Annotated in this window: 9 protein-coding genes; 4 read left to right on the plus strand and 5 right to left on the minus strand. The window is 54.2% G+C overall.

From position 1 onward, the window contains the following. Positions 1-5 precede the first annotated feature (5 nt). From HMPREF9469_RS07890 to tkt, 4 genes are all read right to left on the minus strand, one after another. The gene (locus HMPREF9469_RS07890; RefSeq protein WP_007860772.1) at positions 6-4,217 is read right to left on the minus strand and encodes a DEAD/DEAH box helicase; all 4,212 of its coding nucleotides are present in this window, start codon (positions 4,215-4,217) and stop codon (positions 6-8) included. Beyond that, the gene (locus HMPREF9469_RS07895; protein WP_007860773.1) at positions 4,208-5,998 is read right to left on the minus strand and encodes a vWA domain-containing protein; all 1,791 of its coding nucleotides are present in this window, start codon (positions 5,996-5,998) and stop codon (positions 4,208-4,210) included. The genes HMPREF9469_RS07890 and HMPREF9469_RS07895 overlap by 10 nt, the downstream gene beginning before the upstream one ends. Before the next feature lie 82 nt (positions 5,999-6,080). Beyond that, positions 6,081-7,001 carry an AAA family ATPase gene (locus HMPREF9469_RS07900; RefSeq protein ID WP_007860774.1) on the minus strand — a complete coding sequence of 307 codons (921 nt, stop codon included), beginning with the start codon at positions 6,999-7,001 and terminating at the stop codon, positions 6,081-6,083. 168 nt (positions 7,002-7,169) lie between these two features. After that, positions 7,170-9,152, minus strand: a complete 1,983-nt coding sequence (tkt, locus tag HMPREF9469_RS07905; protein ID WP_007860775.1) for a transketolase — start codon at positions 9,150-9,152, stop codon at positions 7,170-7,172. 262 nt (positions 9,153-9,414) lie between these two features. On the opposite strand from tkt, the gene HMPREF9469_RS07910 reads away from it, so the two are divergent. Genes HMPREF9469_RS07910 through HMPREF9469_RS07925 form a run of 4 tightly spaced genes read left to right on the plus strand, consistent with a single transcriptional unit; the run spans position 9,415 to position 13,829 of the window. Further along, positions 9,415-10,530, plus strand: a complete 1,116-nt coding sequence (locus HMPREF9469_RS07910) for an ABC transporter ATP-binding protein (protein ID WP_007860777.1) — start codon at positions 9,415-9,417, stop codon at positions 10,528-10,530. Beyond that, positions 10,514-11,380, plus strand: coding sequence for an ABC transporter permease subunit (locus HMPREF9469_RS07915; RefSeq protein ID WP_007860779.1), 867 nt, complete (start codon positions 10,514-10,516; stop codon positions 11,378-11,380). The genes HMPREF9469_RS07910 and HMPREF9469_RS07915 overlap by 17 nt, the downstream gene beginning before the upstream one ends. A gap of 33 nt (positions 11,381-11,413) precedes the next feature. Continuing rightward, entirely contained in the window at positions 11,414-12,805 is a 1,392-nt protein-coding gene (locus HMPREF9469_RS07920; RefSeq protein WP_007860781.1) for a GldG family protein, read from the plus strand. Positions 12,806-12,818: 13 nt separating this feature from the next. Then, positions 12,819-13,829, plus strand: coding sequence for a DUF4340 domain-containing protein (locus HMPREF9469_RS07925; RefSeq protein WP_007860782.1), 1,011 nt, complete (start codon positions 12,819-12,821; stop codon positions 13,827-13,829). Positions 13,830-13,870: 41 nt separating this feature from the next. Here HMPREF9469_RS07925 and HMPREF9469_RS07930 read toward each other — a convergent pair whose 3' ends face one another. Continuing rightward, positions 13,871-14,563 (minus strand): Crp/Fnr family transcriptional regulator, encoded by a 693-nt coding sequence (locus tag HMPREF9469_RS07930; RefSeq protein ID WP_007860784.1) that lies wholly within the window; start codon positions 14,561-14,563, stop codon positions 13,871-13,873. Positions 14,564-14,571 lie beyond the last annotated feature (8 nt).

Here is a 14,571-nt window from a genome sequence, read left to right on the forward strand (position 1 = left end):
TTTTCTCACCGGTACAGCACATAGTCGTTCATTTCCTTCACAAAACCGGCTCCCCTCAGCACATCCTCAGACTCCTTTGGATATTCCTTAAGGATCAGCCGCTTTAATTCCGGAAACAGGGCCTTTCCCTGGAACTCCTTAATAAATTCCTTCAGTACCTGCTCCAACACCTCTGTCTCAAATACGCGCAGCACCTTGCCCTGGCGTTCCATAACCGCGGCAATGCGTCCTGACCGGAGGCCGGCTGCGGTTCCGGGTACATTTAAAAAATCCCTGCCCTCAGGCTGTTCCAGAGCCTTTCCCCATATCTGGGCAGGGTCCCATGCATTCAGCCATACCACCTCGTCCTCCGGCGTCTTCAGCACAGCTGTGATCCCCTCATACTCTTCCTTCCGTATGAACTGGGCCCCTGACATTCCTTCCACAAAGTACCCTCTGCGCACCCTTCCGGTATACTCCCAGATCCTGAGCAGTTCCATGGCCTGCTGGTAACTCCATGAGGGCCCGGCGGAAACGGAACCAGGACCCGCAGGATCGTGACCCGCCAAACCGTAAGGCGAACCGGCGCAGGCCGCAGCAGCCCTTGCAAATGTCTCCCTGCACATGACAGGCTGCTCAAGGAAAAACAGGTCCAGCCACTCCTCCATGGACTTTGCTTTTAATGGGCGCACAATATCCCAGCGCCCTGCTGACAAGGCCATTACCCGGGCATTGGCCCGCTGCCTTGCAGTGGCTTTTTTTACCTTTTCCCGGTTCTGCCACTGGCGTACCGGCACGAAGCTGTCCGCGCATACCAGCCCCTTTTCCGCCAGGCTCAGCAACACCTCCTGGGCGCTTTTTTCTTTTGGGATGTCTGTGAGAAATCTTAAAAAACTGGCGCCTCTGCGTTTCAGTTCCCCGTACAAAAGCCTTTCATCCCCCTCCAGCTGTTCCTCTGCATCAGGAAGCGGGGCATCCCAGTCAATATCCTCATACCGGCAGAAACACAGCGCGCCGTCCTCTCCCATTTTCCAGAAATAATCCCCCTCCGCCAGCAGCTTATCCAGCATCCCCCCGCTGTAATGCCTGACCCTTCGGGGCAGTATCACCGACTCCCAGAGCCTGACAGGGAACATTCTCCCGTAATACAGGTCCAGGGTCTTCTTTAACTGGTCCCCGGGCGTGGTATATGGCTTTGCCCTCCGGGCCAGCAATGCGCCGTAGTGGGCGCCGGGCTGGGTGGATGTCTCCAGACGCATACTGCGAAGTGTGGACTGTCTGGCTCTGTCGTACAGCTTTTTATGGTAGAAAACATGCTCCCACTCCACGATCTCATCCTGCTCCAGAAGACGGGCAAGGATTGCCTCTGTCCTCTCCGGGGTCAGGAAATATCGCTCCCTGATCTGGTCCGCGGTCTGTCCCCCGCGGTAGCGCAGCATTCTGCGCACAATGGAGGCAGCTTCCTCAAGTCCCCCCTCGGACAGGGCTTTTTCATAAAGTTCCTCCTGCTCCGCAGCGATCCAGAGCCCCGGCTCAATGTAAAGCGTCCGCCCCTGCCCTGCCAGAAGTTCCAGCCATTCCACCGGTACCTCAAGTTCTCCTGCAATCAGGTCCCCTTCTATCATCAGCAGGGAATGGAGCTGCTTCTCATCCCCTGGCAGCTTTGTCCGTTCCTGCTGCTTTTCCAGGACATTGGATGCAGGCCTGATCCCCTCCATGTATTTTAATTCGTCATAGACCGCCTGGCGGATCCCGGGTGTGGTGGGGGAATATTCATACATTTCCGCCGACTCCGCCTGCCACTGGAGAGGCAGGGACATGGGGGAAGGCACATCGGTACAGACCTCCCGCACCTTTATGGAGCCGGCGCGGATCCCATGGATGATCTGCATCACTCCATCTATGTCCCAGTGATCCTCCAGACATTCCCGCTTTGTCTCCCGGATCAGGGGATGGTTTTTCTCATGCATCAGGGAATCCAGCATTTCCGTACTCTTCAGCCGCTGCATCCACAAAGGCTGGCGGCCGTTTCGTTTCATGCCCATCATCAGCGCCCTGGCAGCATTATACCGGAATGTCATATTAAACAGAGGGGTGACGGGCAGCAGTGCTTCCAGTATATCCCGTACCCGGTCCGGATCCAGCCGGTATAAAAGCTGTTCCGGGATCGTCTCCTGCCCGTAGGGGTACAGCATAAACCCGTCCTCCTCATCCACACAGCCTGTGTCAAACCCGTATTCGGTCCTTACCATGTGCTGCAGCAGAAGGGATAACGGTCCGTTGACCCTGCGTCCAAAAAGGGCGTGGACCATCACCTGGTGTGAACCTGTGTGGTCGGTAAAATGTTCCGCCACTATGGTCCTGTGGTCAGGAAGCCCTCCCACCGCTTCCATCTGCCGTTTCAGAAAGCTTTCGGCACTGATCACCGATGCCTTGTCCAATCCCAGGCCGGCCAGTTCTTCCCCCAGCCTTCCCTGTTCCCCGGCCTCCCCCAGCCTGCCCAGGATCCTGCCAAACGCCAGACTGGTCTTTAAGGTGCGCCCCCTGGCTTCCCCTTTCCAGAAAGGCAGCCTGGCTCCCTCTGCTGACACCTGGGTGACATAAACCGTATCCTTATCGATCCTTGCGATCTTCCACGCAAAGGAGCCCAGCATGAACTTATCCCCACGCTGGGACTCATAGACAAACTCTTCATCCAGTTCACCTAATTTAACCCCGTCTTCGGTCTTGGCCGTGTACAGGCCTTTATCCGGTATGGTACCTCCGGCTGCCGTTGCAAGCATCCGGCTGTATGCGTCCCCGTCCACCCGCTCATGGATCCTGTCATACAGGACTCTTGGACGGACCGGAACATCCCTTCTGTGTTCATAGTCCCCGGCCAGCATACAAAGCAGGTCCTTCACATCCTCCCTGATCACATCCTGAAAGGAATAGGCCCTGGCAAGGATCTCCATCACATCCTCCACCGTGTAGCCTTCCCCGTTTGCCATGGAGACCAGATGCTGGGCCAGCACATCCAGGCACAGCCGCGGCGGCTTGGTGTGCTCCACTCCTCCCTGCCTGGCCACCTGGGCCGTCATTCCGCAGTACACACTCTCAGGCGCGGTCCGGGGATACATATACATAACGCTTACCTTCCCCGGATTGTGACCGGCCCGTCCCAAACGCTGCATGGTGCTGGACACGGTGCGCGGGCAGCCGATCTGCAGAACAAGGTCCAGCTCGCCCACATCGATCCCCAGCTCCATGGAGGAGGTTGCGCACAGAAGCCGCAGACTTCCGTCCCTTAAAGCCTGCTCCACCCCGGCCCGAGCCTCCTTGGACAGACTGCCGTGATGCACTCTGGCAAAACCGTCCCCTCCCAAAAGGTTGACATAGTAAGCCAGTTTCTCCGCATACCGGCGGCCCTCGGAAAAGGCAATGACACTCCTGTACTGCAGGCACTGGCGGTAAACTGCCTGTCCCAGTTCTTCCCACACAGGATCCTTCCTCCTGCCCTGGGCCGGCATGGTCCCCAGCACCTGGATCCTCACCTGCTTGTCCATGGCCGGAGCGCAGATCAGGGCCGGCTCCGGGGACAGATATGCCGCGGCCAGGTCAAGGGGTTCAATGGTCGCCGACAGTCCGATGCGCTGGAGCGGCCTTTTGCAGAGCCAGTCCAGCCTTGCAATGGAAAGCATCAGATGGGCGCCCCTTTTTGTATCGATCAGGGCATGAAGCTCATCCACGATCACTGCCTTTGCCGTTCTCAGCACGGTCTGCCCTGTTTTGGAGGTGAGCATCAGATACAGGGATTCCGGCGTGATGATAAGGATATGGGGCGGATGCCTGACCATTCTCTGCCGGTCCTTCTGGGGCGTGTCCCCGGTGCGGATCGCCACCCGGAGACCATCCGGCATCTTCCCCTCTCCCATCAGCTCCGTCTCTTGGCAGATCCCATCCAGGGGGCGGCGCAGGTTTTCCCTGATATCCCCTGCCAGGGATTTTAAGGGAGACACATAGATCAGGTACAGCTCCTCCTTCAGCCTCCCCTCCCGGGCCATGGCATTCAGCCTGTCTATAAATACAAGAAATGCGGACAGTGTCTTTCCTGTTCCCGTAGGCGCACTGACCAGCACGGAGCGGCCGGCGGCAATGGCGGGCCAGGTCTCCTCCTGGACTGTTGTGGGCGCTCCAAATGTCTTTAAAAACCACCGGGCCGTTGGCCGCGAAAATAGCTCTAACGCATCTACTGGCATGATTCCTCCATTCTTCTCACCTCTTCCCGGATCAACCCGCCCACCGTGTCGGCCAGCTGTCCGGCATCCCTGATCCTTACAAAGCTGCTGCCATATATCTTCCTGGCTCCCTCCAGCTCCTGATCCAGGCCATAAAAGACACCTATGACCCGAATCCCCTTTTTCCTCAGCTTCCTCACCTCATCCGCCGCATCCCGGATCCCTGTCTCCGCCTCATATTCCGTCTTTTTGAACCACACTCCCTGTGAGGGGATCTTTTTATCGTCATTGGGGCTGGCATCTGTGAGTATGATAAGAAGCCGGTTGGGGTACTGTGACTGCTCCATAAGATATCCCGCCCCTCTTAAAGCCAGTCCGTCCCGGTTCCATCCGCAGGCGGAATACCTGAACATATCCCGGTTCCCGTCCCTGTCTTTATATTCCCTCAATATATTAAAAACCGTATACCCGCAAAAGCTGCAAAAGGAATACACCTGAACCGGGATGCGGCAAAGGCGCAGGCTTTCGGCTATGATATACCCCTGGGAGGCGATCATCTCCTGCCTGTGGAGCTGGGAGGCGGAACCGTCCAGCATAATATCCACGGAAAAAGGAGCCGTGTCATTGATAATCTCCCTGTCAAACACCCGCATATCCCCCAGGCACCGCTCCCTCCACACCCTTCTTCCGTTCAGTTTTCCCATTCTTGCAGTCACTGATTCCGGTTCCTGCTCAATAAGAAGGGTATTTGCAATCTGTTCCTTCAGCCTGAGAATACAGTTTTGGTGCACATCCCTGTGAGCCTCATAGTATTCCCGGTTCTTCTTTTCCTGCTCCAGGGCTATGCGCTGCCGGCCCTGGGCTTCTTTTTCCAGCCTGCCCCGGGGACTGCCCGAACCGGCCGTAATCCGTCTCTCCCCTTTGGTAAAGTACAGATGGCAGCCCTCATGGCTGCCCGTGCACAGAAGTGATTCGATCCGCTGCAGTTCACGCACATGGTACACCGGGCTTCCAAAACATGTCTCTATATATTCCCGGCTCCACTCATCCCTGCCGGCTTCCCACAGTTCGCCCAGGAAATTCCCCAGCCGGCCTGTACGGCCTTCCTTTCCCTCACCTTCCTTTTCCCCGGGCTTTTTGCCGTTCTTTCTACCGGGATCTTTGTCCTTTTCTTCCCCGGCCTCCTCCTCATAATCCTCCTCCGGATCATCCAGGCGTGTTATCATAAAACGGACAGCCGGCTTTTTCAAAAACAGCTTTCCCCTCCGGAAATGCCTCCGCCGCCCAGTCCCAATCCCTTCCTCAGGCACATCACACCGAAAATGAAAATATTCCCTCAGGATCATCCGGATCCGGGCTTCCACTTCCGCCTCTGTCAGCTTTCCCTTCATATCCATGTCACGGACCAGCCGCTGCTCTTTGGGCAGCAGCACGGTCCTGACCCCCAGCGCCTTGCCAAAGTGGGCATTTCTCAGGGTAACTGCCAGCTCCTGCTCCCCGTCACTCCCAGAGTCCCTCAATATCCGCCGGGCATATTCCCGCCTTAATTCCGGAACCGCAGGACGGTCTTCCCGCTCCTGCTCATAGACGCACGTCTCCATGCAGAGCCAGTACACCGTATCGTACAGATCCTGAAAGGCCGCGCCCTCAAAGGCGCGGGGCAATGCCTCCAGACTTCCGCCCCCGTACCATTTGTGGGTCCATCCGATCACACTGTTGAGATACAAATCCGCCTTTCCCTCCCTGTCAAAGGCCATGAAAACCGGGCGGAAGGAATAATCCTCCGCCGCTGTCCATATCATATTCAGCGCTCTCCGGCGCTGCAATCTGTATTCCTCTTTCCCTTCGATTGAAACTCCCTCCTCTTTAGGTGGATGTTCTTCCTCATATCCGCTCTGAAAACAGTTTTTCCCCGTCCAGCCCCTTTGGTATCCGGCTTCGGATCATATCCCTTATCAGAGTCTGTTCATAGGGATCAAAGGATTTGTTGGTAATCCCCATATCCAGTGCCTGATATGCCCCCACTCCCATTTCCATCAGTTCCAGGGCGCTCAGCAGCCCTCTCAGGTCCAGGGGCTTGGTGGAGATCTCACCGCTCTGGCACTTTATCCTGATCTCCTGGAACAAAAGGGCAAACTGCCTGGCATACTTGTCTCTCAGACGGGGGAACTGGGTTCTCAGCAGGCGTTCCAAGCTGTCCTGGGAGATCACGGGCATGTTTATGACCACAAACCGGGAAGCCAATGCCTCATTCAATTCCCTGGTCCCGGCGTAACCGTAATTCATGGTTGCAATAAACCGGGTCTCCTCCCTCAGCCTGATCCTGTTATAACCAGGCACATCAATGACCCTTCTGAAATCCAATATGCTGTGGAGCACTGCCAGGGCCTCATTCCTGGCCATATTGATCTCATCCAGGATTCCAAAGCCGCCGCTCACCCCGCAGCAGCTCACGGGCCCGGGGCGGAACACCACCCGGTTATCCTCAAAGGTATCTGCTCCGATCAGGGCCGCTCCATCCATATTCACATGAAAAGAAATGTCCCAAAGAGGGCGGCCAAACGCCGCCGCCAGGTTCTCGGCCAGTATGTTCTTTCCCGTTGCCTTTGGCCCTGCCAGCAAAAGATTCTGGCCGCACAACAGGGCCGCTGCAGCCTGTTCCCATATTTCCCGCCCATAGTATTGGCATTTGGGCGCAGGAATCCGTTCCTGATCCCCGGCATCCGCCGGATAGTCAGCCCGAAATCCCTCAATTCCCCTGATAATATCACTGTTTACATGCTCTTCTTTTAAGAAATTGATCATGTGCCTGCCCTCTTTATCCTGTATTGACCAGATTATACCATTGAGAACGAAAATGTTCAACATCCCCCTTCCGGATATGAAAGCCCTATACAAAAGAATCCCTGACCGCCATTCTTTTTCCGGTCAGGGATTCCCTTATGATCAACGCTTTCTTTTTTTGCTATGGGATTACAGGGATTTAACCGCAGCCACCACATTCTCCACTGTAAATCCAAACTTCTTAAACAGCTGCCCTGCAGGAGCGCTGGCGCCAAAGCTCTTCATGGTAACGGTTATTCCGTCCAGGCCCACATATCTGCCCCATCCGAAATCGCCCAGGGCTTCCACTGCTACCCTCTTTCTCACTGCCTTAGGAAGCACTGCCTCTTTGTACTCCTCAGGCTGCTCCTCAAATACATCCATACTCGGCATGCTGACAACGCGCACATCCATACCCTCTTTGGCCAGCTCTGCCTTTGCTCCAACAGCCAGTTCCACCTCTGAACCGGTTGCAATGATGATGGCGTCCGGAACTTCCTTGGCGGAATTCTCCAGAATATACGCGCCCTTTAAGGCTTCCTTGCCGGACCCGGCTAACTGCGGCAGATTCTGCCTTGTAAGCACCAGGGCGGTAGGCGTCTTGGATGAGGAGACAGCGCTGTACCAGGCGGCGGCTGTCTCTGTTGCGTCCGCGGGACGGAACACATGGAAATTGGGCATGGAGCGCAGCATGGCCAGCTGCTCAATGGGCTCATGGGTAGGCCCGTCCTCACCCACGCCAATGCTGTCATGGGTAAATACAAAGGTCAGGGGAACTCCCATCAGCGCGGACAGTCTTGCCATTGGCTTGGTGTAATCACTGAACACAAAGAAGGTGGAGACAAATGCCCGAAGGCCTCCATGAAGCATCAGACCATTACCGATTGCTGCCATTGCCAGTTCCCGGACACCAAAATGCAGGTTGCGTCCGGCGTAATTATCCTTGGAAAAATCTCCCATATCCGCCATATATGTCTTGGTGGAGGGAGCCAGGTCGGCCGCGCCGCCGATCAGGTTGGGCATCAGGTTCTTAAGCTTCTGAAGCTGCTTTCCTGATAAGCTTCTGGTTGCATCCGGCTTCTCGTCATACGCCCAGTACTCCTCGTTGTCATATACCTCGTTACCCAGTTCCGGGTTATAGAACTTGTCCCAAAGTTCCTTCATCTCAGGGTATTTACCACAGTATTCATCAAATAATGCGTTCCACTTTGCCTCTGTCTCAGCGCCCTTTTCACTATGTGCCTTATAATTGGCATATACCTCATCCGGTACATAAAACGGCTCCATGGACGGCCAGTTTAAGTTTTCCTTCATAGCGGCCACGTTGTCCTCACCCAGAGGCTCGCCATGGGCGCTGGCCTTGCCCTGCTTAGCCGGGCAGCCGTAACCGATCTGTGTTTTAACCGTGATAAAGGAAGGACGTGTGGTATCAGCCTTTGCCTCCTGGATAGCCTTTCCAATGGCATCCAGGTCATTGCCGTCCTCAACCATCAGCAGCTGGAAGCCAAATGCCTCCATGCGCTTTTGGACATTCTCGGTAAATGCAATATCCGTGCTTCCCTCAATGGAGATCTGATTGGAATCATAGAACACGATCAGCTTTCCAAGACCCAGGGTCCCTGCCAGTGAAAATGCCTCAGAGGAAATCCCCTCCATCATACACCCGTCTCCGCCCAGGACGTATGTATAGTGGTCTACCACCGGATACCCGTCCTTGTTGAATACGGCCGACAGATGTGCCTCAGCCATGGCCATGCCCACCGCCATGCCCATACCGGCGCCCAGAGGTCCTGTGGTGGCCTCAACACCCACCGTATGGCCATATTCCGGATGTCCCGGGGTCAGGGAATCCATCTGACGGAAGTTCATTATATCTTCCTTTGTAAGGCCATATCCAAAGAGATGGAGCAGTGAGTAAAGAAGAGTGGATCCATGGCCTCCTGAAAGTACAAAACGGTCCCTGTTCTTCCACTGGGGGTTTTTAGGGTTGTGGTTCATATGGTTTGCCCAAAGTTCATAAGCCATTGGCGCTGAACCTAAAGGAAGTCCTGGATGGCCTGACTTTGCCTTCTGCACAGCATCTGCTGCCAGAACGCGGATTGCGTTGACCGACATGGTATCAATCTGATTCATTGTTCCCTCCATTCTGATGCCCGAAGGCATCTCGTACATCTTATATGTTATATTTTTACCAACTGTCCTATATTATACCAACATCAGCTACTTAGGGCAAGAGTTTTCTTGCAATATTTTGTGCGATATTTTGCGTGTTTATGCGATACTTTGCCAAATGAAAACGGAATCTTATTAAAAATATTATAAATTAATCACATTTTCATCACATTTTAATTTTACAACTATGAGATGAATAAAAACAGACGGGAGGATTCAATCAGTGATCGAAGTAAAAAATCTTGTAAAGGATTACGGCGGCCGCCTGGCCGTGGACCATCTGAGTTTTACGGTGGAAGACGGTCAGATCTACGGCTTCCTGGGACCAAACGGCGCGGGAAAGTCAACCACCATGAACATCATGACGGGTTATCTGGGCGCCACGGAGGGGGAAGTCCTCATAGACGGCCACAATATACTGGATGAACCGGGGGAAGCAAAAAAACGCATGGGCTACCTTCCTGAAGTACCGCCCCTTTATCTGGATATGACTGTAAGGGAATATTTGGAATTTGCTGCGAAACTAAAAAAAATTCCAAAAGACAAACGGGAAGAGTCCATTCAGGAGGTTATGGAACTGGTAAAGATCACGGACGTACAGGGACGCCTGATCAAGAACCTCTCCAAGGGCTACAGGCAGAGAGTGGGGATGGCCCAGGCCATTCTGGGGAAACCGGATGTGATCATACTGGATGAACCCACCGTGGGACTGGATCCCAAGCAGATCATTGAGATCCGGGATATGATCCGCGACCTGGGGAAAAAGCACACGGTCATCCTCAGCTCCCACATTCTTTCGGAAGTCAGCGCTGTCTGTGACCATATTATGATCATCTCCCGGGGAAAGCTGATCGCCAGCGACACTCCGGAAAATCTGGAGCAACGGCTGGAGGGCTCAGCCGCACTGGAGCTGGATGTAAAGGGTGATGCGGATTCCATCTGCCGTGTTCTTAAGGATATCCCATCCGTATCGATAGGCGCAGTGTCCCAGGAGGAGGGAAACCCTGTCTGCCGCCTGAACCTTCAGATCGGAACCAATGCCGGGAATGCGTCCGCAGATGCGTCCATGGATGCGTCCATGGATGTGCGGGAACAGCTCTTCTATGCCTTTGCCGAAAACCGCATGCCCATCCTGTCCATGAGCGCATCTAAGGCGTCCCTGGAGGAGGTGTTCCTGGAACTGACAGAAGGAACACTGACGGAGAGCCAAGATCCAGGTTACGAAACTAATTATTCAGAAGACGAAACCAATGATCCAGGCACCGGATCCTCCCTTGACCGGGCTATGGATTCCCCAACACAGGAAAAGGAGGACGAAACCCATGAGAGCGATCTATGAACGTGAACTGAAATCCTATTTCTATTCCATGACAGGTTATGTGTTCATTGCGTTCCTGACCATGTTTATGGGCATTTACTTCATGGTATATAACATGATAAACGGATACCCCTACTTTTCATACACACTGAACTCCACCCTGATGATACTCATGATCGCGGTCCCCATCCTCACCATGCGCAGCATGGCCGATGAACGGCGCTCCCGCACTGATCAGATGCTTCTCACATCCCCGGTATCCCTGTGGGGGATCATTATGGGGAAATACCTGTCCATGATCACCGTATTCGCGGTTCCTATGGCCATTGCCTGCCTCTGCCCGCTGATCATCAAGGCCAACGGGACCGCCTATCTGGCTGAGGACTACGCCTCTATTCTGGCATTTTTCCTCTTGGGCTGCGTGTACATCGCCATCGGGCTGTTTATCTCCTCCCTTACCGAGAGCCAGCTCATTGCGGCGGCCGGGACCTTTGGCATCCTTCTCCTCCTGATCCTGTGGCCCGGGCTTTTAAGCTTCATGCCCACCACTGCCCTTGGCTCCCTGGCCGGGCTGCTGATTCTCTGGAGCCTGGTCTGCTTTGTCATGTACCGCCTCACAAGCCATGTGCCCCTGGCCCTTGGTCTGGAAGCCCTGGGCGTTATGGGCCTGGCAGGCACTTACCTGGTGAAACAAAGCCTGTTAGAGCATGCCCTCACGGACATCCTGGGAAAGATCGTGCTAACCGATGTATTTAACAATATCGCCGGCACCCATATACTGGATATCGGGGGCCTGGTATACTATGTCAGCGCTGCCGCTATCCTTCTTTTTCTCACGGTCCAGTCCACACAAAAACGCAGATGGAGTTGACATAACAGGATTCACCATATCAAGGAGGAAAACATGACAAGGAAATTAAAAAAGGGCAGCTATATGGCGCTGTTTACCATTGTGGTCATTGCTGCCATTATCATAGCCAACTTAATCATAGGGAAGATCCCGGCCAAATACAGGAAATGGGATTTAAGCACTAACCAGATCCTTACCCTGGGAGACACCACAAAGGATATCCTGTCTAAGCTTGACAAGGATGTTACCATCCACATCATAGCCAGTCCGGACTCGGTGGATGAAAGGATCAGATCCTTTGTCAGCCTGTACGCTGACCAGTCTCCCCGCATCCGTGTGGTGGAGGACGACCCTGTCCTGCACCCGGATGTGCTGACCACCCTGGATGCCCAGCCGGGCCAGGTGCTGGTGGTCTGCGAAGAGACAGGCAAGAAGACAGCTGTCTCATTTAATGATATCATCCAGATCGACCTCATGGCCTACTATCAGTACCAACAGATCAAGGAAACCGCCTTTGACGGAGAAGGACAGATCACAAGCGCTGTAAGCTATGTGACCAACGACAATGAGACTGCGGTGTACACACTCACAGGACACCAGGAATCCGCTCTGTCAGCCACGGTAAAGGATGCCCTGGAAAAGTCCGGCATGATACTGTCGGATCTGAACCTGATGACGGACAGCACGATCCCGCAGGACTGCGGCCTGCTGATCATCAACAATCCCCAGACGGATATAAGCCAGGATGAAACAACCGCCCTCACAGATTATCTGAAAAACGGCGGTCATCTGCTGCTCCTGTCAGGAGTGACCCAGAATCGCCTTGCCAACCTGTCCGGCTTGTGTTCACAGTATGGAATGGATATAAAGAACGGGTTTGTGGCAGACTCGGCCCCCCGGCATTTTTACAACAACAATCCATTCTATGTAATCCCTGAATATGACTTTTCCAGCGGATTGTTAAGCGGGGTGGACTCCAAACAGGCTGCCCTGGCAATTCAGCCCTCAGGCATGACCATTCAGGAAGACCTGAGGGACGGCCTGACCGTAACCCCCTTCCTGACCACTTCGGATTCCGGCATATTGGTTGACCCTGCCACACAGGAAAAGACAGAGGGCACCTACGTCCTGGCCGCAGCCGCTGTGGAAACCGTCAATGAGGAGGAGAATACGGCGTCTGTGTTCACTGTGATCGCAGCGCCTGAACTGATCTCAGACGACATACTTACCAGTTTTCCAAATATTACCAATCTGACCATATTCATGAACGCGGTTTCCTACAAAATGCCGGGAGTGACCACCCTGTCCATTCCAAGCAAGAGTCTGGATATTACCTATAATATGATAACATCGGGCGGGTTATGGAGCGCATTGTTTATCATTGTGATTCCCGTGGTATTCCTGATCACCGGATTTGTGGTCTGGATGAAACGCCGCAAACTGTAAGGAGGATCAGCATATGAAGAAAAAGACAAACGCCCTTGTGCCGGCTGCCGCCATCCTGGTTCTGCTCTGCGCCGCCTATGGCCTGATCACCTGGCAGCAGAAGAAAAGCGGTGAGAGCAGCCAACGCCGGGAGGAGGAACAGATCTATATGACAGACATCGAAGGGATTTCCTCCCTGTCGTGGGAAAAGGACGGGCAGGGTCTGTCCTTTGAAAAGGAGGGCGACACATGGTACTATCAGACAGACAGGGACTGCCCCATCCGCCAGTATACCCTGTCCACACTGGCGGATACCCTGTCTAAGCTCAGGGCCGAACGGCGCCTGGACACTCCGGACAGCCTGGCTTCCTACGGACTTGATACACCGTCTGTCCGGTTTGAGACCCGGTCAAAAGACGGCACTGCCCGGACCATCCTGGTGGGCAGCCAGGTTGCCGGCACCGGGGATACGGCGTCCGGTTACGCAAGCACGGCCGCGGAATACTACGCCTGCGTGGAAGGCAGCGATCAGGTATATACCATTGGGAACTATCTGACAGATACTGCGGGAAAGGGGCTTTACGACTTTGTGGAAACAGAATCCCTCCCCTATGTGACCGGTGCTGATATCAGGGAGATCACGGTTACAAAGGAAGGGAAGACATCACATTTTCTAAAGAAGACCATTGACGGCGAGGATAATATCGCCTGGTACAAAGATTCCGCGGACCGGGAGGAAAACCGCCTGCCTGACAATGCTGCCCTCAATAATCTGGCCCAGGCCATCGGCGGCCTGTCCATCCAGTCGTGTACCACCTATAAGGCCACGGATGAGGAGCTGGGCAGCTTCGGCCTGTCCGCCCCGGTCATGACCCTGTCCTGGACCTATGAAAAGGGCGAAGATTCAGGCACCGTCACCCTTGCCATCGGCAGTCCCGATGATGAGGGAACCGGCTATTACACCAGAAAGGATGACTCCAGGGCCATTAACCTGATCTCCAAAGAAGCAGCGGAAAAATGCCTCAATGCGGTTTTTCCGGAATAAACGTCACCCAAGAGGAACAGGGCGCATCAGCAGTCAGCTGCTTATGCGCCCTCTCTGCGCCCGCCGTCATACCTGTCGTGGAGCACAAAATGATTTTTCTGGAAGTCCAGGATTCCCTCGTTCCGCATCTTGCTCAGTTCACTGGACATGGCGCTGCGGTCCACGCAAAGATACTCCGCCAGTTCCTGCCGGTTATGGGGAATGTCAAAATCCCGTCCGCCTCTTGCAACAGCCTGCTCGGACAGGTAGGACAAAAGCTTTTCCCTGGTAGTTTTCCTGCACACATGTTCCAGCTTATTCTCCAGTTTTACATTGTGCTCCGATACCAGGCGGAGCATATTATGGATAAACCTGGTGTGGAACTCACAGGCCAGGGAGCAGAAGGTGATCATCCTCTGATAATTGAGGAACAGCACCTCACAGGCTCCCTCTGTTATCACACTCACCGGAAGCACCGGGGTCCTGGCACAGGAGTAGGACTCGCCGAACAGCTCCCCCTCTTTGATATGGTAGATCAGCTCCTGGCGTCCCCAGAAGTTCTCCTGCATGACCTGGGCCCTGCCCCTTAACAGGATCATCACTTTATTCACAGATTCACCCATTCGGAAAATATATTCGCTGTCCTCATAAGCGATCTGCTCCGCGGCACAGCACTTTAAAAGCGTGTAAAGCTCGTCATCATTAATCCCATAGAATAGCGGAGATTTTTTCACAAGGTGAAGATATTCCTCCATTCCGCCCC

This window comes from [Clostridium] citroniae WAL-17108, from assembly GCF_000233455.1.
Lineage (GTDB): Bacteria > Bacillota > Clostridia > Lachnospirales > Lachnospiraceae > Enterocloster > Enterocloster citroniae.